We start from the raw sequence: 24,748 nt of genomic DNA, 5'->3' as shown, positions 1-24,748 counted from the left end.
CTTTGTATTTCCTGGAGGGTTTTGGGCGCGCCAGCGGAGTAAACCCTGATGAACACGGGAGGGCGGCCGAGATGATGGACAGCAAAACGATCGTTTGTAGGTCAGGAGAGGTTCGGGTATACTACTTTCCCGTCCTGGTTCTTCCATCGTCTTTAAACCTAAACTCTCAGGTTCAGCATGACAACTAATTATATTTTTGTGACCGGCGGGGTCGTATCCTCTCTGGGTAAAGGCATTGCCGCAGCCTCTCTGGCGGCTATTCTTGAAGCCCGTGGCCTCAACGTTACCATCATGAAACTGGACCCGTACATCAACGTGGATCCGGGCACCATGAGCCCGATTCAGCATGGGGAAGTTTTCGTCACCGAAGACGGCGCAGAAACCGATCTGGATTTGGGTCACTACGAGCGCTTCATCCGCACCAAAATGTCGCGTCGCAACAACTTCACCACCGGCCGCATCTACTCCGACGTGCTGCGTAAAGAACGCCGCGGCGACTATCTGGGCGCGACCGTGCAGGTCATTCCGCACATCACCAACGCGATCAAAGAACGCATCATCGAAGGCGGCGAAGGCCACGATGTGGTACTGGTGGAAATCGGCGGCACCGTCGGCGATATCGAATCGCTGCCGTTCCTCGAAGCCATCCGTCAGATGGCGGTGGAAGTGGGCCGCGAGCACACCCTGTACATGCACCTGACGCTGGTGCCGTACATGGCGGCGGCGGGCGAAGTGAAAACCAAGCCGACCCAGCATTCCGTAAAAGAGCTGCTTTCCATCGGTATTCAGCCTGATGTGCTGATTTGCCGTTCCGACCGCGCGGTTCCTGCTAACGAACGCGCGAAAATCGCGCTTTTCTGCAACGTGCCGGAAAAAGCGGTTATCTCTCTGAAAGACGTTGATTCTATTTATAAAATCCCAGGCCTATTGAAATCTCAGGGGCTGGACGATTATATTTGTAAACGATTCAGCCTGAACGCGCCGGAAGCCAACCTGGCCGAATGGGAACAGGTGATCTACGAAGAAGCCAATCCGGGCGGCGAAGTGACCATCGGTATGGTCGGCAAATACGTTGAGTTGCCGGACGCCTACAAGTCGGTGATCGAAGCGCTGAAGCACGGCGGGCTGAAAAACCGTCTGACCGTGAACATCAAGCTGATCGACTCGCAGGACGTGGAAACCCGCGGCGTGGAAGTGCTGAAAGGGCTGGACGCGATCCTGATCCCGGGCGGCTTCGGCTACCGCGGCGTGGAAGGCAAAGTGATGACCGCACGCTATGCGCGCGAGAACAACATTCCTTACCTGGGCATTTGCCTGGGCATGCAGGTGGCGTTGATGGAGTTCGCTCGCAACGTGGCGGGGATGGAGAACGCCAACTCCACCGAGTTTATGCCAGACTGTAAGTACCCAGTGGTGGCGTTGATCACCGAATGGCGCGATGAAGACGGCAACGTCGAAGTGCGCAGCGAAGAAAGCGATTTGGGCGGCACGATGCGCGTAGGTGGCCAACAGTGCAACCTGAGCGACAACAGCCTGGTGCGTCAGCTGTACGGCGAACCGACCATTGTCGAGCGTCATCGTCACCGTTACGAAGTTAACAACATGCTGTTGAAGCAGATCGAAGCCGCAGGGCTGCGTGTCGCCGGTCGTTCCGCCGACAACAAGCTGGTCGAGATCATTGAACTGCCGAATCACCCGTGGTTTGTGGCCTGTCAATTCCACCCGGAATTTACATCGACGCCGCGTGATGGGCATCCGTTGTTCGCCGGCTTTGTGAAAGCCGCAGGCGAGCATCAGAAGCGCCAGGTGAAATAAAATATTTGGTAGGCGGCGCGCGGTGAGAACCGCGCGCTGTTTGTCTGGAGTTTTAGTTTAACTTGTACTGAGGAAAACCTAATGTCCAAAATCGTTAAAGTCATCGGTCGTGAAATCATCGACTCCCGCGGTAACCCGACTGTTGAAGCCGAAGTTCATCTGGAAGGCGGTTTCGTCGGCCTGGCTGCTGCGCCGTCAGGTGCTTCTACCGGTTCCCGCGAAGCGCTGGAACTGCGTGACGGTGACAAGTCTCGTTTCCTGGGTAAAGGCGTACTGAAAGCCGTTGCTGCAGTAAACGGTCCGATTGCTCAGGCAGTACTGGGTAAAGATGCCAAAGACCAGGCGAACATCGACAAGATCATGATCGAGCTGGACGGCACCGAAAACAAATCCAACTTCGGCGCCAACGCCATTCTGGCGGTTTCCCTGGCAGCAGCGAAAGCGGCCGCAGCCTCTAAAGGCATGCCGCTGTACGAGCACATCGCTGAACTGAACGGCACCCCAGGCAAATTCTCCATGCCACTGCCGATGATGAACATCATCAACGGCGGCGAGCACGCTGACAACAACGTCGACATTCAGGAATTCATGATTCAGCCGGTTGGCGCGAAGACCCTGAAAGAAGCGGTGCGCATCGGTTCCGAAGTGTTCCACCATCTGGCGAAAGTTCTGAAAGCCAAAGGCATGAACACCGCCGTGGGCGACGAAGGCGGCTACGCGCCAAACCTGGGTTCCAACGCCGAAGCGCTGGCGGTTATTGCTGAAGCGGTAAAAGCGGCGGGCTACGAGCTGGGCAAAGACGTCACTCTGGCGATGGACTGCGCGGCTTCCGAATTCTACAAAGACGGTAAATACGTGCTGGCCGGCGAAGGCAACAAAGCCTTCACTTCCGAAGAGTTCACTCACTTCCTGGAAGAGCTGACCAAACAGTACCCAATCGTGTCTATCGAAGACGGCCTGGATGAATCCGACTGGGCGGGCTTCGCTTACCAGACCAAAGTGCTGGGCGACAAAATTCAGCTGGTGGGCGACGACCTGTTCGTGACCAACACCAAGATCCTGAAAGAAGGCATCGAGAAAGGCATCGCTAACTCCATCCTGATCAAGTTCAACCAGATCGGTTCTCTGACCGAAACGCTGGCGGCTATCAAGATGGCGAAAGACGCCGGCTACACTGCGGTGATCTCTCACCGTTCCGGTGAAACCGAAGACGCAACCATCGCCGACCTGGCGGTAGGGACTGCAGCTGGCCAGATCAAAACCGGTTCCATGAGCCGTTCTGACCGCGTTGCCAAGTACAACCAACTGATCCGCATCGAAGAAGCGCTGGGTGACCGTGCGCCGTTCAACGGCCTGAAAGAAGTTAAAGGCCAGTAAGTTCGACCGATTCGGTTGCTAAATAAAAACCCGCCGTGGCGGGTTTTTTTATGGCTGACGTACCAATGTTAATCCTGTTTTATTTATTAACAATCGCTGCGTTTAACCTAATAAATTTATTGTGCAGTTTTCTTGCCGGTTTTTATATTCCGTTTTTATTTGCTTTATAATTATTCGTTACTAGACTGCCAATAAGGCGGCGTTATTTTTTTCTTGCCGTTAAATATCGCCATCATCGTAATGCGTTCTTTCATACTGCCGGGTTTCGGCTGGGGGAGGGCCAGATGCGACAGCGAGTCGTCATTATCGGCGGTGGAACCGGCGGCACCATGCTAGCCAATCTGCTGGCCGTGAAATTGCACTGGGAAATTCTCAATAATAAAGTTGAGTTATTAATGATTTCGGATTCGCCGCTGCATTATTACAAGCCGGCGTTTATGTATGTTGCATTCAATAATTTTTTCAAGCAGGAGCTCACGCGTTCACAGCGGAGTTTATTGCGGCCGGAAATACAGTTTGTCGTCGATAAAGCGGAATCTTTTGATTTAAAACAGCGGTATATCATTACGCAAAGCGGCAAGCATTATCCGTATGACTTCCTGGTTTTCGCCACCGGCTGCGTGCCCTGGCCGGAGCGCATCGAAGGGTTGGCGCAGGCGGGCGATCATTTCTACCAGTATCAGGCCGCGCGGCGGTTGGCGCATAAGCTGGCGACGATCGAGAAAGGTCGCATTTTCATCACCGTGTCCTTCCCTGAAACGCCCAACGTGCCCCATCAGTGCGGCATTGCGCCGATCGAAACCACCCTGATGCTGGACGACTACCTGCGGCGGCGCGGCGTGCGCAAGGCGGTAGAGATTGTGTACACCTACCCGACCATTTCCCAACTGCTGCGCAACTGCCTGTTTTTACAGCGCCCGACCGGCGAAGCGTTGCCCGCCATTTTTGCCGCGCGCGACATTCGCCACCAGCGTGGGTTTACCCTCAGCCGGGTGGACGCTCAGCGCAACATCGCCTATTCCGCCGAGGGGGAAGAACAGCCGTTCGACATTCTGATGGCGACGCCGCCCATCCGTGCAGTGGAGGCGGTGCGCAATACCGGGTTGAGCGAGAGCCAAAACGGCGAAGGCTGGCTGCCGACCGATCATCAAACGCTGCAGGTCTACGGCCAGCAGGGGGTGTATGTCATAGGCGATACCGTGGATTTGCCGGTCAGCAAGGCCGGTGGCTCTTGCCATAATCAGGCGCCGGTCATTGCCGACAACATCGTGGCGGAAATGCGGCTGGGCCAAACCGTGAGCCATTATGACGGCAAGGTGCAGGCGGTCGCGCAAATGGGGCTGAATGCCGGCATGCCGCTGGTGTACGACTACCGTCACGACGTGCTGCCGACGCCCGCCACCAAGGCGGGCGGCATGCTGCGCAACGGGTTCAACCGCGGCCTTTACTGGGCCACGGTAAGGGGGCTGATATGACGGAAAGCACGGTGCATGCGGCTGACCTGCAATCATTGGCGGCGTTGCTCGAGAAACTGCAGCCGCTGCTGGCGGGCGGCCGTTTGGATAACGTGATCGATCTGTTGTCGCTGCTGTCGGACGTGGTGGACATCGCCGACAACGCGCTGGTGGAGAAACTGGCCGGCGTCTTTGAAGGTTTGGTGACCATCGGTTGGGAAGGCGGAACGGCGCTGCAGATGGCGCACAGCGAGCTGCAGTTGAATCCTCCGCCGGCCAGTTTTCGCGCGCTGTACGCCTTGCTGAAGCAGCCGGACACCCTGCTGGGGTTGACGCTGCTGCTGCGTACTTTACAAATCATCGGCCAGCGCACGCGAGACAGCGCATTGCCGCCGGCCTTTTCGGATGAATCAAAAAATTAAGCTTCACCCACTCAGGTAAGGAGTTGTGTTATGTCCGCTACAGCAGTTGGCCACGACTTTGCCACTCGGGCTATTCATTACGGCTACGATCCGCAGAGGTATCAGGGGGCACTGTCTCCGCCGGTGTTTATGAGCTCTACGTTTGCTTTTCCCACTGCAGAATACGGCGGCGCCTGCTTTGCCGGCACCGAGCCGGGGTACTTTTACTCGCGCATCGCCAATCCGACGTTAAACCTGCTCGAGCAACGCGTCGCCAACCTGGAGGAGGGGGAGGCGGCGGTGGCGTTCGCTTCCGGCATGGGGGCGATCACCGCCTGTTGCTGGACGCTGCTCAGACCGGGCGATGAGCTGATTGTCGACGAAACCGTGTATGGCTGCACCTTCAGCTACTTTCATCATGGCCTGGCGCGCTTTGGCGTCAAGATAACCCACGTTGATCTGACCCGGCCGGAGCGGCTGGCGGCGGCCATTGGACCGCGTACCCGCCTGGTGTATTGCGAAACGCCGGCCAATCCCAATATGCGTTTGATCGATATCGCCGCCGTGGCGGAGATTGCCCATCGGCATCAGGCGCTGTTGCTGGTGGACAACACCTATTGCACGCCCTATTTGCAGCGGCCTTTGGCGTTAGGCGCCGATATCGTGGTGCACTCGGCGACCAAATACCTCGGCGGACACGGCGATCTCCTGGCCGGAATAGCGGTGACGCGTCAGGCGTTGGCCGAAGCGATCCGTCTGGAGGGGCTAAAGGACATGACCGGGGCGGTACTGTCGGCGCAGGATGCCGCGCTGGTGCTGCGCGGGATGAAAACCCTGCCGCTGCGCATGGATCGTCATTGCGATAACGCGCAGCGCCTGGCGGAGATGTTGGCGGAGCATCCGGTGGTCGAGCGGGTATATTACCCCGGCCTGGCGAACTTCCCGCAGCATGCGTTGGCGCAGCGGCAAATGGCGCGCCCCGGCGGCATGCTGGCGTTTGAGCTGCGGGGTGGCCTGCGTGCGGGCATTCGTTTCCTCAACGCGCTGCAGCTCATCTTGCGCGCGGTCAGCCTGGGCGATTGCGAAAGCCTGGCGCAGCACCCAGCCAGCATGACGCACTCGGCCTACACGCCGGAAGAGCGGAAACGGCACCACATCAGCGAGGGGCTGGTGAGGTTGTCCGCCGGGCTGGAGGCGTTTGACGATCTGCAGGCGGATATCCTGCAGGCGTTGGCGCAGGCGCAATAAAAAACCCGCCGCAGCGGGTTTTAGCAGAAGCGAGCGTTACATCTGTTGCGTCACCGCGGTCACCGGTGAACCGCCGCCTTTCTTGCGCACCCACAGCCAGTAAGCCACGGTGAGTAAAGCGATCCACACCAGCCCGACGTACAGCGCGATGCGGCTCTCTTCGAAATAGCCGAGCAGGCCGATGACGAATGCCATAAAGGCGGTCGCCAATGCCGGCGCCACCGGCCACCACGGCACCGGGAAGCTCAACTGACGCGTTTCTTCCGGCGACAGCGTGCGGCGCATGACGATCTGCGACAGCAGGATCATCAGCCACACCCAGACGGTGGCGAAGGTGGCGATCGAAGCGATGATCATGAAGACCTTCTCCGGGATCAGGTAGTTGAGCACCACCGCCAACAGCAGGGCGACCGACATCACCAGCACCGTCATCCACGGCACGCCGCTGGCGGTCAGTTTGGTGAAGCTGCGCGGCGCCTGGCCGTCCTGCGCCATGCCGTACATCATGCGGCCGGCGCCGAAGATATCGCTGTTGATGGCCGAAATGGCGGCGGTGATCACTACCACGTTCAGCACGTTGGCGGCGGAGCTGATGCCGAGGTTGCTGAAGATCTCAACGAACGGGCTGCCGTTCTGGCCGATGCTGTTCCACGGATAGATCGCCATCAGCACCGTCAGCGTCAGCACGTAAAACAGCAGGATGCGCACCGGCACGGCGTTGATCGCCTTCGGCAGCACTTTGGCGGGGTCTTTCGCCTCGCTGGCGGTGATGCCGATGATCTCGATGCCGCCGAAGGCGAACATCACCACCGCCAGCGAAGCGATCACGCCGCCGATGCCGTTAGGCATAAAGCCGCCGTGCTGCCACAGGTTGCTGATGCCGGTGGCGTGCTGGGTTTGCCCGAAACCGAACAGCATCACCGCTGCACCGCCGACGATCATCGCCACGATGGCGGCGACCTTGACCAGCGACAGCCAGAACTCCAGCTCGCCGAAGACCTTGACGCTGCACAGGTTGAGCGCGCCGATAAACAGGATGATGCTGAGCACCCAAACCCACTGAGCGACGTCCGGGAACCACAGCCCCATATAGATGCCGAAGGCGGTGACGTCCGCCAGGGCGACGATCACCATTTCGAAGGTGTAGGTCCAGCCGGTGAGGAACCCGGCCAGCGGGCCGAGATAGTGGCTGGCGTAGTGGCCGAACGAGCCGGAAACCGGCTGATGCACCGCCATTTCCCCCAGCGCGCGCATCACCATGAATACCGCCGCGCCGCCCACCAGATAGGCCAGCAGCACCGCCGGGCCGGCCAGTTGGATGGCGCCGGCGGAGCCGTAGAACAGGCCGGTGCCGATCGCCGAGCCGAGAGCCATGAAACGGATATGCCGCGCGTTTAGTCCGCGTCTGAGTTGTGTCGTTTCGTTACGCATGTTGTTTCCCGTTAAGTGTTTGCCGAACAGGCACGCGCTGCCCGCACCGGGTGGAACGCACCCGGCGGGGCAGAACAAACTGCGTGATTCAGTGTGTGATGATTATGCCTGGCTAGGCAGCAGCGCCGCAGGCAGCAGCGATGTCAGATGACCGGCCGCCAAGAGTTGGCTGGCGGCTTCAATGTCGGGGGCGAAGAAACGATCCTTGTCGTAGAAACTGACATGCTCGCGCAGCAGACGGCGCGCCTGCTCCAGACCTTCCGAGGTCTTCAGGCCGTTGCGGAAATCCAGGCCCTGGCAGGCGGCCAGCCATTCGACCGCCAGAATGCCGCGCACGTTGTCCGCCATGCTCCACAGACGGCGACCGGCGGCCGGCGCCATGGAGACGTGGTCTTCCTGGTTGGCGGAGGTCGGGATGCTGTCGACGCTCGACGGATGCGCCAGCGCTTTGTTTTCGCTGGCCAGCGCCGCGGCGGTGACCTGAGCGATCATGAAGCCGGAGTTCACGCCGCCGTTTTCCACCAGGAACGGCGGCAGTTGCGACATGTGTTTGTCCATCATCAGCGAGATGCGGCGCTCGGACAGCGAACCGATTTCGGCGAACGCCAGCGCCAGGTTATCGGCGGCCATCGCCACCGGTTCGGCATGGAAGTTGCCGCCGGACAGCACGTCACCCTGTTCGGCGAACACCAGCGGGTTATCGGAGACGGCGTTGGCTTCTATCTCCAGCACCTCGGCGGCCTGGCGGATCTGCGTCAGGCAGGCGCCCATCACCTGCGGCTGGCAGCGCAGGGAGTAAGGATCCTGCACTTTTTCGCAGTTGCGGTGCGAGTCGGAGACTTCGCTGCGCGCGCCGAGCAGGTGGCGGTAGGCGAGGGCGGCGTCGATCTGGCCGCGCTGGCCGCGCACCTCATGGATACGCGCATCGAACGGGCTGCGGGAGCCCAGCGCCGCTTCCACCGTCAGGCTGCCTGCCACGGTCGCGGCGGCGAACAGGTCTTCCGCGTCGAACAGGCCGCGCAGCGCGAAGGCGGCGGAGACCTGAGTGCCGTTCAGCAGCGCCAGGCCCTCTTTCGCCGCCAGCGTCAGCGGTTTCAGACCGGCCTTGGCCAGCGCTTCGGTCGCCGGCAGCCATTGGCCCTGATGACGCGCCTGGCCTTCGCCCAGCAGCACCAGGCTCATGTGCGCCAGCGGCGCCAGGTCGCCGGAGGCGCCGACCGAGCCCTTCAGCGGGATATGCGGATAAACTTCGGCGTTGACCAGCGCGATCAGCGCCTGGATGACTTCCAGACGAATGCCGGAGAAGCCGCGCGACAGGCTGTTGATTTTCAGCACCATGATCAGGCGCACCAGATTGTCGTCGGTGGGCTCGCCCACGCCGGCGGCGTGTGACAGCACGATTGAACGCTGCAGGTTTTCCAAATCGTCACGGGCGATGCGGGTCGAAGCCAGCAGGCCAAACCCGGTGTTGATGCCGTAAGTGGTGCGGTTTTCTTCAACGATGCGTTCCACGCAGGCCACGCTCTGCTGGATAGGGCCGTAGGCGTTGTCGTCCAGCGTCAGCGTCACCGGATGTTGATACACGTCGCGTAGCTGGGCCAGCGTCAGTTTGCCAGGGCGAATAGTCAGCGCTTTCATGCTTTTTCTCCTTGGGTCGCGGCAACCATCGGCAGGTTCAGGCCTTGCTCACGGGCGCAGTCGATAGCGATATCGTAACCGGCGTCGGCGTGACGCATGACCCCGGTAGCCGGGTCATTGTGCAGGACGCGGGCAATGCGCTCGGCGGCTTCGTCGGTGCCGTCGCAGACGATCACCATGCCGGAGTGTTGGGAGAAGCCCATACCGACGCCGCCGCCGTGGTGCAGGGAAACCCAGGTGGCGCCGCTGGCGGTATTCAGCAGCGCGTTCAGCAGCGGCCAGTCGGAAACGGCATCTGAGCCGTCTTTCATCGCTTCGGTTTCACGGTTCGGGCTGGAAACGGAGCCGGAATCCAGGTGGTCACGGCCGATGACGATCGGGGCGGACAGTTCGCCGCGGCGCACCATCTCGTTGAACGCCAGGCCCAGCTTGGCGCGCTGGCCGAGGCCAACCCAGCAGATGCGCGCCGGCAGGCCCTGGAAGCTGATGCGCTCGCGCGCCATGTCCAGCCAGCGGTGCAGGTGCTCGTCATCCGGGATCAGCTCTTTCACCATAGCGTCGGTTTTGTAGATGTCCTGCGGATCGCCGGACAGCGCCGCCCAGCGGAACGGCCCGATGCCGCGGCAGAACAGCGGACGGATGTAGGCCGGCACGAAGCCCGGGAAGTCGAAGGCGTTGTCGACGCCGGTTTCTTTCGCCATCTGGCGAATGTTGTTGCCGTAGTCGAAGGTCGGCACGCCCATCTGCTGGAACGCCAGCATGGCTTTGACGTGATCGGCCATCGATTGCTTGGCGGCGGCGACCACTTTGGCCGGCTCGGTTTGCGCGCGCTGGCGATACTCTTCCCAGCTCCAGCCCTTCGGCAGGTAGCCGTTCAGCGGATCGTGGGCGCTGGTCTGGTCGGTGACCATGTCCGGGCGCACGCCGCGGCGCACCAGCTCAGGCAGGATTTCCGCCGCGTTGCCGCACAGAGCGATGGAGATGGCTTTGCCTTCTGAGGTGTATTTCTTGATGCGGGCCAGCGCGTCGTCCAGATCTTTGGCCTGCTCATCGACGTAGCGGGTTTTCAGACGGAAATCGATGCGGCTCTGCTGACATTCGATGTTCAGCGAGCAGGCGCCCGCCAGCGTCGCGGCCAGCGGCTGCGCGCCGCCCATGCCGCCCAGACCGGCGGTCAGCACCCAGCGCCCCTGCAGGCTGCCGTCGTAGTGCTGGCGGCCCGCTTCGACGAAGGTTTCATAGGTGCCCTGAACGATGCCCTGGCTGCCGATGTAGATCCAGCTGCCGGCGGTCATCTGGCCGTACATCGCCAGGCCTTTGGCGTCCAGCTCGTTGAAGTGTTCCCAGGTTGCCCAGTGCGGCACCAGGTTGGAGTTGGCGATCAGCACGCGCGGCGCGTTGCTGTGGGTTTTGAAGACGCCGACCGGTTTGCCGGACTGCACCAGCAGGGTTTCGTCTTCTTCCAGCGTTTTCAGGGTTTCGACGATCTTGTCGTAGCAATCCCAGTCGCGCGCGGCGCGGCCGATGCCGCCGTACACCACCAGCTCGTGTGGGTTCTCCGCAACTTCAGGATCGAGGTTGTTCATCAGCATGCGTAACGGCGCTTCGGTCAGCCAGCTTTTTGCGTTTAATTGTGTGCCGCGTGGCGCGCGTACATCGACATTGCGAACTTTGTTATTTGTAGTCACAGCAGTTTCCTCAAACAGTATCGGTGCAGATTCCATGCCGCGGTGGGGATGAGTACCACGGCATAACAATGCGTAGGGCTTATTAACATATACTTGTATGTACAAGCATATGCAACACTGACCAGTTGCCGCTGAAAAGTGGCATAAGAAAAAGTTATTTTCTTTTTATATCAGGTTGATATGCGATTTTTTATCGCCGGTCTCAGGTACGGAAAGCCGGAGAAAAGTGAGCTGTTCGGCAAAAATGAATTAAAATTGACTCATTTTTGGGCGGCTAGTCACAATATTTTTACAGTCTGATTACAGTTGACGGCGGAGGATAAAAAAGCCCTATCACCGCAGGAAGAAAGCCCGCCGTGGGCGGGCTTGCAAGGGTCAGGCGGCCGGCTGCAGCGTCGGTTTGCGGCTCATCTTGCACACCGTGGCGATGGCGGCGATCAGCGCCGGCACGCACAGGAACATCAGGATGCTCTGCACTTCCCACTGCATGGCCAGCAGTTGGGCGCCCATCATGGTGCCGGCGACGCCGCCGAAGCGGCCGATGCCCTGCATCCAGGCGATGCCGGTGGCGCGGCTGTGGGTCGGGTAGAAGGTCGCCGCCAGCGTTTGCAGCCCGGACTGCGCGCCGTTCATGGTGACGCCCATCAGGAAGATGAAGGCGCCCAGCAGCACGATCTGTTTATCCTCGGTGGCCATCGCCACGATCAGCAGGGCGGTGACGACAAAGCCGCTCGAGACCACTTTGTGCGCATTCCAGCGGTCCATCAACCAGCCGGCCACCAGGATGCCCAGCGTGCCGCCGAAGGTGAACAGCGAGGTGAGCATCGCCGATTGCTCCAACTGATAGCCCAATCCCTGCATCAGGATTGGCATCCAGCTCAGCAACACGTAGTAGATCACCAGCCCCATAAAGTAGGTCAGCCACAGCATCAGCGTGCCGAGCAGGTAAGGGCGGCTGAACAGCAGGCCGACGCTGGTCTTGGTCTGCGCCAGCTTCTCTTCGTACAGATAAAAACGCGTCACGCCGTTGAGGCTCTGGCTAACGAAGCGCTGCGCGATGCGCTTGATCTTCGCCGCATCCTGGCCGCGGTTAACCATATATTTAACCGACTCCGGCAGCAGCAGGATCAGCAGGACAGTCAATACCAGCGGCGCGATGGCGCCGAGCAGCAGCACGCTGTGCCAGCCGTAGGTCGGGATCAGCCACGATGAAATGGCGCCGCCGCCGGCCGCGCCCAGCGGAAAACCGCAGTACATGGTGTTGATCGCCAGCGAACGGCAGCGCTGCGGCGCGTATTCGGAGATCAAGGTAATGGCGTTGGGCATCGCCGCCCCCAGCCCGAGGCCGGTGAGGAAGCGCCACAGCGTCAGGCTGTTGAGCGAACCGGCGTAGGCGGTGGCCAGGCTCGACAGGCCAAAGAACAGGCAGGAAAACACCAGCACGCGCTTGCGGCCGATGCGGTCGGAGATCGGCCCGGCGATCAGCGCGCCGAGCGACAGCCCCAGCAGCGCAGCGCTCAGCACCGGCCCCAGATCCTGCTTCACGATGCCCCAGTCTTTGGCGACCGAGGGGGCGATATAGCCCATGGCGGCGGTATCGAAACCGTCGATGGCGAGGATCAGAAATCCGAGAATGATCAGTGTCCAGTGAAACAGCGAAAACTTGCTGTCGTCGATGGCCTGTTGAATGTTTAACTCGCTGGTGGAATGAGTCATGGCACCCTCTAAACGCAGATGTAGTCGTGATGGATGGAACGTGGCCGAAACTGGCGCTCGGCTTGTGTTTGCTTGTATATACATCTGCGCGTCGGCGCTTTATGTCAAATATAATTATCTTATTTGTTAACTGTGTGTTGTTTTCTGTGGGGCAGGTTGCACCGCCGATGAAAGGCCAAAGACCGGTTAACAAATTAAATGAACGCCATTGGCGGTGAGATATGCTGACGGCGGCGCGGAGGATAAAATTTAATACAATTTTGGCCGTTTGGTCGCCGGGCCGGAATCTGCGATAATCGCTTTTTACTTTTCCAGATTGAGAAACCGATGCAGTACCCGATCAACGAGATGTTCCAAACCTTGCAGGGCGAAGGCTTTTTCACCGGCGTGCCGGCCATTTTTATCCGCCTGCAGGGCTGCCCGGTAGGGTGCAGCTGGTGCGACACCAAACATACCTGGGAAAAGGAAGCCCATCGGGAAGTCGACCTGCAACGGATCCTGGTCAAAACAGAAGAGAGCGACGCCTGGGGCAATGCCAGCGCCGAGCAACTGCTGGCGGTGATGCGTCAGCAAGGCTACACCGCGCGTCATGTGGTGATCACCGGCGGCGAACCCTGCATCTACGATCTGGCACCGCTGACCGAGCTGTTCGAACAGCACGGCTACCGTTGCCAGATTGAAACCAGCGGCACCCACGAAATTCGCTGTTCCGCCAACACCTGGGTGACGGTTTCGCCCAAGGTGAATATGCGCGGTGGCATGAAGGTGTTGGATCAGGCGCTGCGGCGCGCCGACGAGGTGAAGCATCCGGTGGCGCGCGAGCGCGACATCGAGGCGCTGGATACGCTGCTGGCGACGTTGCAGGATGACAAGGCGCGCATTATCGCACTGCAGCCGATCAGCCAGAAAGAAGAGGCGACCCGTCTGTGTATTGAAACCTGTATCGCGCGCAATTGGCGGCTGTCGATGCAGACCCACAAGTATCTGAACATCGCCTAAAATCAGGGCGCCATTGCGGCGCCCTTTCTTTTAACCTTTATATACGCATCCCGCCGTACAGGTCTCTTTCACCATCACCGCCGTCAATTCCGGCAGCTGGGGCTTGAGCTGCTGCCAAATCCAGGCGGCGAGCACTTCGCTGGTGGGATTTTCCAATCCTGGAATATCGTTCAGATAATGGTGATCCAGCCGTTCCCAGATCGGGGAAAACACAGCCTTGAGCTCGGCGAAATCCATCACCCAACCGGTGTGGGGATCCACTTCACCGGTCACTTCCAGACGCACCATAAACGAATGCCCATGCAGACGGCCGCATTTATGGCCCTCCGGCACGTGCGGCAAGCGGTGTGCGGCTTCAAACTGAAAATCTTTAAACAGCGTGGTTGCCATTATTACGGCCTCATTGACTCAAAAACCGCCGCATAGTACCGGAAAGCGCGTCTGCTTGCCATTTATACCGTTATGGTCTACCGCCACGGCCAACGCGCCCGTTTAACACTTTTTTTGTTTGGTGTTTGCGGCACCTATCGGCTGGGGTTATGAGCCGAAATGTTGAACGGTGAAAAAACGATGAAAAAAAGCGCTTTAATTTCATCTGGATAAAAAACTTTGTTTAACGGTTTAAGCGTTATGCCTTACCAGAAAAACAGCTTAGTCATTTTGGTTATGATTTATTGCTATCCCTTATTTAATCGTTGCTATTCTGCTCGGTAACCTTACAAACTCTCCTGATCTTTTCCGCACACCCGACGCAGCGAAGAGACAGCGACTGACACTGGCGCGCGCCTGGCAGGAAAGGCGCTAAGTATAGGAAATAAGTACAGCAATGACGACTCAGGCTCCTCCAACATCTTTGCTCCCGCTGACGCCCGAACAGCTGGCGCGCCTACAGGCGACGATCGGCGACTATTCGCCGACGCAGCTGGCGTGGCTGTCCGGTTATTTTTGGGGCATGGTCAATCAACAGCCCGGAGCCGTGGCCATTGCGCCTGTTGCCCCTGCGGCTGCCGCCGGCATCACCATCATTTCCGCTTCGCAGACCGGCAATGCGCGCCGCCTGGCGGAGCAGCTGCGCGACGATCTGCTGGCCGCCAATCTGAGCGCCACGCTGATCAGCGCCGGCGACTACAAGTTCAAGCAGATAGCTCAAGAGCGCCTGCTGGTGATCGTCGCCTCCACGCAAGGGGAAGGTGAGCCGGCGGAAGAAGCGGTGGCGCTGCATAAATTCCTGTTCTCGAAAAAGGCGCCGAAGCTGAATGATACCGCTTTTGCGGTGTTCGGGCTGGGCGACACCTCTTATGAGAATTTCTGTCAGTCCGGTAAAGATTTCGACGCCAAGCTGGCCGAACTGGGCGCCGAGCGCCTGGTGGAGCGCGTGGATGCCGACGTGGAGTATCAGGAACTGGCCGCCGCCTGGCGCAAACAGGTGGTGTCGGTGCTGAAGGCGCGCGCGCCGGCCGAAAGCGCCGCGCCGGGCGCGTTGGCCAGCGGCGCGGTCGACCTAATCGACAGCAGCCCGTACAGCAAGGAACAACCGCTCACCGCCCAACTGGCGGTCAAGCAGAAAATTACCGGCCGCGCGTCCGATAAAGACGTGCGCCATATCGAGATCGATTTGGGCGATTCGGGCCTGCGCTACCAGCCTGGCGATGCGCTCGGCTTATGGTTCGACAACGATCCGGCGCTGGTGGACGAATTGGTGCAGCTATTGTGGCTGAAAGGCGACGAGCCGGTCGAGGTGGAAGGGCAAACCCTGCCGCTGGCGCAGGCGCTGCGCAGCCATTTCGAGCTGACGCAGAACACCACGCCGATCGTCGATAAATACGCCGCGCTGTCGCGCGACGAAACGCTGATCGGCCTGCTGGCGGATAAAGCCGCGCTGCAGCAGTACGCGCACAACACGCCGATCGTCGACATGGTGCGCCAGGCGCCGGCGGATCTGAGCGCCGAACAGCTGGTCGGCCTGCTGCGCCCGCTGACGCCGCGCCTGTACTCCATCGCCTCTTCGCAGGCGGAGAACGAAAGCGAAGTGCACATCACCGTGGGCGTGGTGCGTTACGACATCGACGGGCGCGCTCGCAGCGGCGGCGCCTCCGGTTTCCTGGCGGACCGCCTGGAGGAGGACGGCGACGTGCGGGTGTTTATCGAGCACAACGACAACTTCCGTCTGCCGGCCAACCCGGAAACGCCGGTGATCATGATCGGCCCGGGCACCGGCATCGCGCCGTTCCGCGCCTTTATGCAGCAGCGCGACGCCGACGGCGCCGGCGGCAAAAACTGGCTGTTCTTCGGCAACCCGCACTTTACCGAAGATTTCCTGTACCAGGTTGAATGGCAGCGCTACGTGAAAGACGGCCTGCTCACCCGCATCGATCTGGCCTGGTCCCGCGACCAGCAACATAAAATATACGTACAAGACAAACTGCGCGAACAGGGCGCGGAAGTGTGGCGCTGGATTCAGGAAGGCGCGCACATTTACGTCTGCGGCGATGCCAATCGCATGGCGAAAGACGTGGAACACACATTACTGGAACTGGTGGCCGAGCACGGTGGCATGGATACCGAGCAGGCGGATGAATTTTTAAGTGAGCTGCGCCTTGAGCGCCGTTATCAGCGAGATGTTTACTGATGAGTGATAAACACCCCGGGCCTTTGGTGGTCGAAGGCAAACTGGCCGATGCGGAGCGCATGAAGAAGGAGAGCAACTTCCTGCGCGGCACCATCGCCGAAGATTTGAACGACGGCCTGACCGGCGGCTTCAACGGCGACAACTTCCTGCTGATCCGTTTTCACGGCATGTACCAGCAGGATGATCGTGACATTCGCGCCGAACGCGCCGAGCAGAAGCTGGAGCCGCGCCACGCCATGATGCTGCGTTGCCGCCTGCCGGGCGGCGTCATCAGCCCGCAGCAGTGGCTGGGCATCGACAAGTTCGCGCAGGAGAGCACGCTGTACGGCAGCATTCGCATCACCAACCGCCAGACGTTCCAGTTTCACGGCATCCTGAAAGGCAACGTCAAACCGGTGCACCAGTTGCTGAATCGCCTGGGGCTGGACGCACTGGCGACCGCCAACGACGTGAACCGCAACGTGCTGTGCACCTCCAACCCGGTGGAGTCCGAGCTGCATCAGGAAGCCTACGAGTGGGCGAAGAAGATCTCTGAACACCTGCTGCCGCGTACCCGCGCCTACGCAGAGGTATGGCTGGATCAGGAAAAGGTGGCCACCACCGACGAAGAGCCGATTCTGGGGCCGACCTACCTGCCGCGCAAATTCAAAACCACGGTGGTGATCCCGCCGCAGAACGACGTCGATCTGCACGCCAACGACATGAACTTCGTGGCGATCGCCGAAAACGGCAAGCTGGTGGGCTTCAACCTGCTGGTGGGCGGCGGGCTGTCCATTGAGCACGGCAACAAGAAAACCTACGCGCGTCAGGCCAGCGAGTTCGGCTACATTCCGCTCGAGCATACGTTGGCGGTGGCGGAAGCGGTGGTCACCACGCAGCGCGACTGGGGCAACCGCACCGACCGCAAGAACGCCAAGACCAAATACACGCTGGAGCGCGTCGGGGTGGACGTTTTCCGCGCCGAAGTGGAAAAGCGCGCCGGCATCACCTTCGCGCCGATCCGCCCGTATGAATTCACCGGCCGTGGCGATCGCATCGGTTGGGTGAAGGGCATCGACTATCAGTGGCATCTGACGCTGTTTATCGAGAACGGCCGCCTGCTGGACTATCCGGGGCGCCCGCTGAAGACGGGCATGGCGGAGATCGCCAAGATCCATAAAGGCGACTTCCGTCTGACGGCGAACCAAAACGTGATCATCGCCGGCGTGCCGGAAAGCGAGAAGGCCAAGATCGACGCCTTGGCGCGCGATCATGGCCTGATCGACGACCAGATCAGCGAGCAACGCAAGAACTCGATGGCCTGTGTGTCGTTCCCGACCTGCCCGCTGGCGATGGCGGAGGCCGAGCGCTTCCTGCCGCAGTTCGTCACCAAGGTTGAGGAGATCATGCATCGGCACGGGATGGGCGACGAGCATATCGTGCTGCGCATCACCGGCTGCCCGAACGGCTGCGGCCGCGCGCTGCTGGCGGAGCTGGGGCTGGTGGGCAAGGCGGTCGGCCGCTATAACCTGCATTTGGGCGGCAACCGCGAAGGCACGCGCATTCCGCGCATGTACCGCGAAAACATCAACGAAGACGAGATCCTGAGCGAGATCGACCTGTTGGTGGGGCGCTGGGCGAAGGAGCGCAACGCCGGCGAAGGCTTCGGCGACTTCACCGTTCGCGCGGGCATCGTCAAACCGGTGCTGGATCCGGCGCGAGATTTCTGGGAGTGAGGCCGGGCGGCCCCTGGGCAGAGGGGCCGCACAGGTCATTTCAAGTATCAGGAGAGACAACATGGCTGAATTCGATCTGGCGGCGCTAAACGCGTTGCCCAAATCCGGGCAGGCGCTGGCATTGGCGGTGGTCAACGGCCAGCTGGAGAGCCTCAGCGCCGAACAGCGCGTCGAATGGGCGCTGGAGCATCTGCCCGGCGAGTTTGTACTCTCGTCCAGTTTCGGCATTCAGGCGGCGGTGTGTCTGCACCTGGTGACGCGCATCCGGCCGGATATCCCGGTGATCCTGACCGACACCGGTTACCTGTTCCCGGAAACCTACCGCTTTATCGATCAACTGACCGACCAGCTGAAGCTGAATCTGCAGGTGTTCCGCGCCGAACAGTCTCCCGCCTGGCAAGAGGCGCGCTATGGCAAGCTGTGGGAGCAGGGCGTGGAAGGGATTGAAAAATACAACCAGATCAACAAGGTCGAGCCGATGAACCGCGCGCTGGAGACGCTGGGCGCGCAGAGCTGGTTCGCCGGCCTGCGGCGCGAACAGTCCGGCAGCCGCGCCAATCTGCCGGTGCTGGCGGTGCAGCGTGGGGTGTTCAAGATCCTGCCGATCATCGACTGGGACAACCGCAAGATTTACCAGTATTTGACCGAACACGGGCTGAGCTACCACCCGTTGTGGGAGCAGGGCTACCTGTCGGTCGGCGATACCCACACCACCCAAAAGTGGGAGCCGGGCATGAGCGAGGAAGAGACGCGCTTCTTTGGCCTGAAGCGCGAGTGCGGTCTGCACGAAGGCTAAACGACGCGAATGACATCACAGGGCTCAGCAATGCTGGGCCCTGCTTTTTTACGGGCTACTTTTTCTTTTGCGCTTTCGGCGGGTGCGCCTGCGTCAGCTCTTTGATCAAGGGCAGCAGGATCTGCACGCTGTCGCGGCTGCGTTTGTCGATCCGCCCCGGCAGGTAGCGATCCAGATATTGCAGGTTGTCGTACTGCGGGCGGTGCCAGGTGATACCCTGCGGGAAGTGCGGGCTGACGGCGCGCTGCTGGTAGCCATCTTTGTCGCCCAGCGACCAGTTGGTGGCCTCCACTGACAATACCGGGATGCCTGCGGCGTCGAACACCTCTTGATCGGAACAGCAGCCGGTGCCTTGCGGATGCTGCGCGTTGCCTGGGTTGGTGGCGGCGGCGATGCCGTAGCGGTGGGCGATATCCAGCGCGCGATCGCGGGAGCGCTTCGCCATCTGCGGCGGCGTGTTGCGCCCGGCGTTGAAGTACAGACGATCGCCGGTGATCAGGCTGTCGAGGTTGATCACCAGCACGGTGTTGCTTTTCTCTTCCGCGCTCATGCGCTGCAGGTAGTTCTGCGCGCCCAGCGAACCGATCTCTTCAGCGCTGGTGGCGACGAAGCGCAGGCCGTAGGCGGTGGGGATATCCTTCAGGCGTTCCGCCAGCTCCAGCATCACGCCGATGCCGGAGGCGTTGTCGTCGACGCCCTGCAGCGTCAGGCCGCCGAGATTGTTATCCAGATCCTCGTCGCTCTGCGGCGTATAGGTGTCGAAGTGGGCGACGATCACGACCTGTTTCGGGCTGTTGCCGTTGCGGGCGGCGATCACCGAGCTGGCGGTGACGTTATTCCAGTTCTTCTTGCCGTCTTTGCTGGTGTAGAGATAGCGCGTGTTGACGCTGCGAATATCGCTTTGGTAACCCATCTTGCCGAACTGCTGCTTGAGATAGTCGGCGGTGAGCAATTCTGCCGGGCTGCCCGCCATGCGGCCGGGGAAGTAAGTGGCGATGTGGCGGGTCTGTTCGGCGGCGAAACGGCCCATTGGCGCGTCTTTTACGGGCTGTGCGGCACAAACGCTGAAGACGCCGCCGAGTGCGAGGGCCAGCAGGCTGGTCTTCAGGTAAAAACGGGAAAACATACCGAAAAATCCTTCTTTGCTATCGGCGCTGCCGATCATTTTTCTTCGGCGCCCAGTATGAGACGACGGGCGGCATTACACAATTTCCCTGTCTCTTAATTTTCGCGCGAACGCGCAAATCGCCGTCGCGATGAGCATGGTTTGCCTCCTGCGCTGCGGCCTATATTCCATAAAGGAACTAATCATTCCTTTTCGTCATTTCAGAGGCTAAATCTCAGCCCGTATAGTCACACTATCTTTCTGTTATATGAAAAGGCTGTTGTGGACTATCTACCAATATTCGCCGACCTGAAACAACGTCCGGTGCTGGTCGTTGGCGGTGGTGACGTGGCGGCGCGCAAAGTCTCCCTGCTTCAGCGCGTCGGGGCTGAAATACGGATAGTTGCGCAGTCGCTCTCACCGGAACTGGAACAACAACGTCAGCAAGGGCGGGTGCTCTGGCTGGGCAAAACCTTTGATCCGCAGCAACTGGACGACGTGTTTCTGGCGATCGCCGCCACGGACGACAATGCGCTGAACGCTGCGGTGTTCGCCGAGGCGGATAAACGCCGGGTGCTGGCCAACGTGGTGGACGATCAGCCGCGCTGTTCGTTCATCTTCCCGTCGATCATCGATCGCTCGCCGCTGGTGGTGGCCGTATCGTCCAGCGGCCAGGCCCCGGTGTTGGCGCGGTTGCTGCGCGAAAAGCTGGAGGCGTTGCTGCCCGCCAGTTTGGGGCAGATGGCGCAGGTGGCGGGCCGCTGGCGTGGCCAGGTCAAACAGCGGTTGGCTTCGATCGGCGAACGTCGCCGTTTCTGGGAAAACACCTTCGGCGGTCGTTTCGCCACGCTGGTGGCCAACGGCCAGACGGCGCAGGCGGAACGCCAGCTGGAGCAGGATTTACACCGCTTCGCCGCAGGCGATGAGGGCGCTCAGGGCGAGATAGCGCTGGTGGGCGCCGGGCCGGGCGACGTGGGGTTGTTGACCCTGCGCGGGCTGCAGGTGATGCAGCAGGCGGACGTCGTGCTGTATGACCATCTGGTCAGCGGCGAAATCCTCGATCTGGTGCGCCGCGACGCCGAGCGCATCTGCGTGGGCAAGCGCGCCGGCGCGCACTCGGTGATCCAGGAAGAGACCAATAGGCTGCTGGTGGAACTGGCGCAGCAGGGCAAGCGCGTGGTGCGCCTCAAGGGCGGCGATCCGTTCATCTTCGGCCGCGGCGGCGAAGAGCTGCAGGTGGCCGCCGCCGCCGGCATTCCGTTCCAGGTGGTGCCGGGCGTCACGGCCGCCGCGGGGGCGACCGCCTACGCAGGCATTCCGCTGACGCACCGCGACCACGCGCAGAGCGTGACCTTTATCACCGGCCACTGCCGCCCCGACGGCGATGGCCTGGACTGGGCCGATCTGGCCCGGGCGCGGCAGACGCTGGCTATCTACATGGGCACCATGAAGGCGGCGGACATCAGCCAGCGCTTGATCGCCCACGGTCGCGACGCCGCGACGCCGGTGGCGGTGATCAGCCGCGGCACGCGCGCCGATCAGCAGGTGCAGATCGGCACGCTGGAACAACTGGAATATCTGGCCCAACGGGCGCCGTTGCCGGCGCTGCTGGTGATCGGCGAAGTGGTGGAACTGCACCACCAAATCGCCTGGTTCGGGCATCAATCGCAGACGGAAGGGGCCGCGCGCCCGGCCGTCGTGAATTTGGCATAGGCAAGGCTTTTAAGGACCTGTTATGGACGAAAAACGACTCACTCATTTGCGGCAATTGGAGGCGGAGAGTATCCATATCATCCGTGAAGTCGCCGCTGAATTCGCCAACCCGGTGATGCTGTATTCCATCGGCAAAGACTCTTCCGTGATGCTGCACCTGGCGCGTAAGGCGTTCTTCCCCGGCACGCTGCCATTCCCGCTGCTGCACGTCGATACCGGCTGGAAGTTCCGCGAAATGTACGAATTCCGCGATCGCACCGCGAAGGAGTACGGCTTCGAGCTGCTGGTGCATAAAAACCCGGAAGGGGTGGCGATGGGCATCAATCCGTTCGTGCACGGCAGCGCCAAGCATACCGACATCATGAAAACCGAGGGCCTGAAGCAGGCGTTGAACAAGTACGGTTTCGACGCCGCCTTCGGCGGTGCGCGGCGCGACGAGGAGAAATCGCGCGCCAAAGAGCGCATCTATTCGTTCCGCGATCGCTTCCATCGCTGGGATCCGAAAAACCAGCGGCCGGAGCTGTGGCACAACTACAACGGCCAGATCAACAAAGGGGAGAGCATCCGCGTCTTCCCGCTGTCGAACTGGACCGAGCTGGATATCTGGCAGTATATCTTCCTGGAAAACATCGACATCGTGCCGCTGTATCTGGCGAAACCGCGCCCGGTGGTGGAGCGCGACGGCATGCTGATGATGGTGGACGACGATCGCATCGATCTGCAGCCGGGTGAAGTGATCAGCCAGCGCATGGTGCGTTTCCGCACCCTGGGGTGCTGGCCGCTGACCGGCGCGGTGGACTCGCAGGCGCAAACCCTGCCGGAGATCATCGAAGAAATGCTGGTCTCCACCACCAGTGAACGCCAGGGGCGGATGATCGATCGCGATCAGTCCGGCTCGATGGAGCTGAAAAAGCGTCAAGGGTATTTCTAAGGAGCCGCCGGATGAACAACGCAATTGCACAACAAATCGCTGACCAGGGCGGCGTCGAATCCTATCTGCACGCGCAGCAGCACAAGAGCCTGCTGCGCTTTCTGACCTGCGGCAGCGTCGACGACGGCAAAAGCACCCTGATCGGCCGCCTGCTGCACGATACCCGCCAGATCTACGAGGATCAGCTGTCGACGCTGCACAGCGACAGCAAACGCATCGGCACCCAGGGCGAGAAGCTCGATTTGGCACTGCTGGTGGACGGTCTGCAGGCCGAGCGCGAGCAGGGCATCACCATCGATGTGGCCTATCGCTACTTCTCGACCGAAAAACGCAAGTTTATCATCGCCGATACCCCGGGGCATGAGCAGTACACCCGCAACATGGCCACCGGTGCCTCTACCTGCGATCTGGCGATCCTGTTGATCGATGCGCGTAAAGGGGTGCTGGATCAGACTCGCCGCCACAGCTTTATCGCGACTCTGCTGGGCATTCGCCATCTGGTGGTCGCGGTAAACAAAATGGATCTGGTGGACTATCAGGAAGCGGTGTTCGAGCAGTTCAAACAGGATTACCTGACCTTCGCCCAGCAGCTGCCAGGCGATCTGGACATCAAGTTTGTGCCGCTGTCGGCGTTGGACGGCGACAACGTGGCGAGCGAAAGCGCCCATATGCCGTGGTACAGCGGCCCGACCCTGCTGGAAGTGCTGGAGAGCGTTGACGTGATCAGCGAGCGAGAAAACCAGCCGCTGCGCTTCCCGGTGCAGTACGTTAACCGCCCGAACCTCGATTTTCGCGGCTATGCCGGCACGCTGTCCGCCGGCGTGGTGCGGGTGGGGCAACGCATCAAAGTGCTGCCTTCCGGCGTGGAGTCCAGCGTGGCGCGCATCGTGACCTTCGACGGCGATCTGCCAGAGGCGGTACCGGGCGAAGCGATTACGCTGGTGCTGAAGGATGAAGTAGACATCAGCCGGGGCGATCTGCTGGTCGACGCCGGCGAAAGTCTGCAGGCGGCGCAGAGCGCGCTGGTGGACGTGGTATGGATGGCCGAGCAGCCGCTGGTGCCGGGCCAGAGCTACGACATCAAGATCGCCGGTAAAAAGACCCGCGCGCGCGTGGAGAGCATCCGCCATCAGGTGGAGATCAATACGCTGGCGCAGCATCCGGCCGACACGTTGCCGCTCAACGGCATCGGATTGGTGGAACTGACCTTCGACGAACCGCTGGTGCTGGACAGCTACCAGAGCAATCACGACACCGGCGGGCTGATCTTTATCGATCGCATGAGCAACGTGACGGTTGGCGCCGGTCTGGTGCGTGAAACGCTGCAGGCCGCATCGGCGGCGCGCGGCGAATTCAGCGCCTTCGAACTGGAGCTGAATGCGCTGGTGCGCAAGCACTTCCCGCACTGGGGCGCGCGCGATCTGCTCGGTGGCCGATAAGGTGGCCGTTGAACTGAGGGCGACAGGGCCGGACGACGAAAATGTGGTTTGGCATCCGCACGCGGTGACGCGCGCGGATCGCGAAGCGCGCAACGGCCATCGCGGCGCGGTGCTGTGGTTTACCGGGCTGTCCGGCTCGGGCAAATCCACCGTCGCCGGCGCGCTGGAGCAGGCGCTGCATGGGCTCGGCGTCAGCACCTACCTGCTGGATGGCGATAACGTGCGCCACGGTCTGTGCCGCGATCTCGGCTTCTCCGACGAGGATCGGCGCGAGAACATTCGCCGGGTGGGGGAAGTGGCCAAGCTGATGGTGGACGCCGGGCTGGTGGTGCTGACCGCATTCATTTCGCCGCACCGCACCGAACGGCAGATGGTGCGTGAGATGCTCGGCGACGATCGCTTTATCGAGGTGTTTGTCGATACGCCGTTGGCGATCTGCGAGGCGCGCGATCCGAAGGGATTGTATAAGAAAGCGCGCGCCGGCGAGCTGCGCAATTTCACCGGTATCGACGCGGTTTACGAGGCGCCGCAGCAGCCGGAAATCCACCTTGATGGCCAACAATTGGTAACAAATTTGATTGCGCAATTGTTAGACGTGTTGCGTGGTCAGGCTATTATCAAACCCTGAATTCAAAAAAAGCGTGTGGCGTTTT

Annotated in this window: 19 protein-coding genes; 13 read left to right on the top strand and 6 right to left on the bottom strand. The window is 60.7% G+C overall.

Annotated features, from left to right (window positions below; genetic code table 11):
- Nucleotides 1–177 precede the first annotated feature (177 nt).
- The 5 genes from pyrG to ACJ8PE_RS11705 all read left to right on the top strand — a co-directional run bounded on the left by pyrG (nucleotide 178) and on the right by ACJ8PE_RS11705 (nucleotide 6,295).
- Entirely contained in the window at nucleotides 178–1,815 is a 1,638-nt protein-coding gene (gene pyrG, locus ACJ8PE_RS11725) for a glutamine hydrolyzing CTP synthase (protein WP_004932674.1), read from the top strand.
- Nucleotides 1,816–1,896: 81 nt separating this feature from the next.
- Nucleotides 1,897–3,192, top strand: a complete 1,296-nt coding sequence (eno, locus tag ACJ8PE_RS11720) for a phosphopyruvate hydratase (RefSeq protein ID WP_004932670.1) — start codon at nucleotides 1,897–1,899, stop codon at nucleotides 3,190–3,192.
- A gap of 284 nt (nucleotides 3,193–3,476) precedes the next feature.
- Nucleotides 3,477–4,667, top strand: coding sequence for an NAD(P)/FAD-dependent oxidoreductase (locus tag ACJ8PE_RS11715; protein WP_197793017.1), 1,191 nt, complete (start codon nucleotides 3,477–3,479; stop codon nucleotides 4,665–4,667).
- Nucleotides 4,664–5,068 (top strand): hypothetical protein, encoded by a 405-nt coding sequence (locus ACJ8PE_RS11710; protein WP_197793016.1) that lies wholly within the window; start codon nucleotides 4,664–4,666, stop codon nucleotides 5,066–5,068. The genes ACJ8PE_RS11715 and ACJ8PE_RS11710 overlap by 4 nt, the downstream gene beginning before the upstream one ends.
- Nucleotides 5,069–5,098: 30 nt before the next feature.
- Nucleotides 5,099–6,295, top strand: a complete 1,197-nt coding sequence (locus ACJ8PE_RS11705; RefSeq protein WP_197760790.1) for a methionine gamma-lyase — start codon at nucleotides 5,099–5,101, stop codon at nucleotides 6,293–6,295.
- A 36-nt stretch (nucleotides 6,296–6,331) separates the two neighbouring features.
- Here the strand turns inward: ACJ8PE_RS11705 and ACJ8PE_RS11700 are convergent, their stop codons facing one another.
- The 4 genes from ACJ8PE_RS11700 to ACJ8PE_RS11685 form a co-directional block, all read right to left on the bottom strand.
- On the bottom strand, nucleotides 6,332–7,726 hold the full coding sequence (locus tag ACJ8PE_RS11700) for an amino acid permease (RefSeq protein ID WP_197760788.1): 1,395 nt from the start codon (nucleotides 7,724–7,726) through the stop codon (nucleotides 6,332–6,334).
- Between the two features lie 102 nt (nucleotides 7,727–7,828).
- The gene (hutH, locus tag ACJ8PE_RS11695; protein WP_025301604.1) at nucleotides 7,829–9,364 is read right to left on the bottom strand and encodes a histidine ammonia-lyase; all 1,536 of its coding nucleotides are present in this window, start codon (nucleotides 9,362–9,364) and stop codon (nucleotides 7,829–7,831) included.
- Nucleotides 9,361–11,052 (bottom strand): urocanate hydratase, encoded by a 1,692-nt coding sequence (gene hutU, locus ACJ8PE_RS11690; RefSeq protein ID WP_025159649.1) that lies wholly within the window; start codon nucleotides 11,050–11,052, stop codon nucleotides 9,361–9,363. The genes hutH and hutU overlap by 4 nt, the downstream gene beginning before the upstream one ends.
- 375 nt (nucleotides 11,053–11,427) lie before the next feature.
- A complete protein-coding gene (locus ACJ8PE_RS11685) occupies nucleotides 11,428–12,768 on the bottom strand; it encodes an MFS transporter (protein ID WP_197793014.1) in 1,341 nt (446 codons plus the stop codon).
- Between the two features lie 327 nt (nucleotides 12,769–13,095).
- Here ACJ8PE_RS11685 and queE point away from each other — a divergent pair, with 327 nt between their 5' ends.
- Nucleotides 13,096–13,767, top strand: a complete 672-nt coding sequence (gene queE, locus ACJ8PE_RS11680) for a 7-carboxy-7-deazaguanine synthase QueE (protein ID WP_197793013.1) — start codon at nucleotides 13,096–13,098, stop codon at nucleotides 13,765–13,767.
- Nucleotides 13,768–13,797: 30 nt separating this feature from the next.
- On the opposite strand, the gene queD is transcribed toward queE, so the two are convergent.
- Nucleotides 13,798–14,157, bottom strand: a complete 360-nt coding sequence (gene queD, locus ACJ8PE_RS11675) for a 6-carboxytetrahydropterin synthase QueD (protein WP_004932638.1) — start codon at nucleotides 14,155–14,157, stop codon at nucleotides 13,798–13,800.
- A gap of 436 nt (nucleotides 14,158–14,593) precedes the next feature.
- Here queD and cysJ point away from each other — a divergent pair, with 436 nt between their 5' ends.
- The 3 genes from cysJ to ACJ8PE_RS11660 all read left to right on the top strand — a co-directional run bounded on the left by cysJ (nucleotide 14,594) and on the right by ACJ8PE_RS11660 (nucleotide 18,907).
- On the top strand, nucleotides 14,594–16,396 hold the full coding sequence (cysJ, locus tag ACJ8PE_RS11670; protein ID WP_404769019.1) for an NADPH-dependent assimilatory sulfite reductase flavoprotein subunit: 1,803 nt from the start codon (nucleotides 14,594–14,596) through the stop codon (nucleotides 16,394–16,396).
- Nucleotides 16,396–18,111: an assimilatory sulfite reductase (NADPH) hemoprotein subunit gene (gene cysI, locus ACJ8PE_RS11665; RefSeq protein ID WP_197793011.1), complete on the top strand. Its 1,716-nt coding sequence runs from the start codon at nucleotides 16,396–16,398 to the stop codon at nucleotides 18,109–18,111. The genes cysJ and cysI overlap by 1 nt, the downstream gene beginning before the upstream one ends.
- A gap of 61 nt (nucleotides 18,112–18,172) precedes the next feature.
- Nucleotides 18,173–18,907, top strand: a complete 735-nt coding sequence (locus ACJ8PE_RS11660) for a phosphoadenylyl-sulfate reductase (protein ID WP_033641881.1) — start codon at nucleotides 18,173–18,175, stop codon at nucleotides 18,905–18,907.
- A gap of 55 nt (nucleotides 18,908–18,962) precedes the next feature.
- Here the strand turns inward: ACJ8PE_RS11660 and ACJ8PE_RS11655 are convergent, their stop codons facing one another.
- Nucleotides 18,963–20,033 (bottom strand): aminopeptidase, encoded by a 1,071-nt coding sequence (locus ACJ8PE_RS11655; RefSeq protein WP_197793010.1) that lies wholly within the window; start codon nucleotides 20,031–20,033, stop codon nucleotides 18,963–18,965.
- A 261-nt stretch (nucleotides 20,034–20,294) separates the two neighbouring features.
- Here ACJ8PE_RS11655 and cysG point away from each other — a divergent pair, with 261 nt between their 5' ends.
- The 4 genes from cysG to cysC are packed head-to-tail and all read left to right on the top strand — an operon-like array spanning nucleotide 20,295 to nucleotide 24,723.
- Nucleotides 20,295–21,725 (top strand): siroheme synthase CysG, encoded by a 1,431-nt coding sequence (gene cysG, locus ACJ8PE_RS11650; protein WP_103101731.1) that lies wholly within the window; start codon nucleotides 20,295–20,297, stop codon nucleotides 21,723–21,725.
- A 22-nt stretch (nucleotides 21,726–21,747) separates the two neighbouring features.
- The gene (gene cysD, locus ACJ8PE_RS11645; protein WP_033641883.1) at nucleotides 21,748–22,656 is read left to right on the top strand and encodes a sulfate adenylyltransferase subunit CysD; all 909 of its coding nucleotides are present in this window, start codon (nucleotides 21,748–21,750) and stop codon (nucleotides 22,654–22,656) included.
- Nucleotides 22,657–22,667: 11 nt separating this feature from the next.
- Entirely contained in the window at nucleotides 22,668–24,095 is a 1,428-nt protein-coding gene (gene cysN / locus ACJ8PE_RS11640) for a sulfate adenylyltransferase subunit CysN (protein WP_197760782.1), read from the top strand.
- Nucleotides 24,034–24,723: an adenylyl-sulfate kinase gene (gene cysC, locus ACJ8PE_RS11635; RefSeq protein WP_197760780.1), complete on the top strand. Its 690-nt coding sequence runs from the start codon at nucleotides 24,034–24,036 to the stop codon at nucleotides 24,721–24,723. Before cysN ends, cysC begins: the two co-directional genes overlap by 62 nt.
- Nucleotides 24,724–24,748: the final 25 nt, after the last annotated feature.

Source organism: Serratia sp. CY74737 (genome assembly GCF_052166775.1).
GTDB lineage: Bacteria > Pseudomonadota > Gammaproteobacteria > Enterobacterales > Enterobacteriaceae > Serratia > Serratia ureilytica.
The sequence above is the reverse complement of the archived record's forward strand: the minus strand, read 5'-3'. Positions and strand labels throughout refer to the sequence as shown.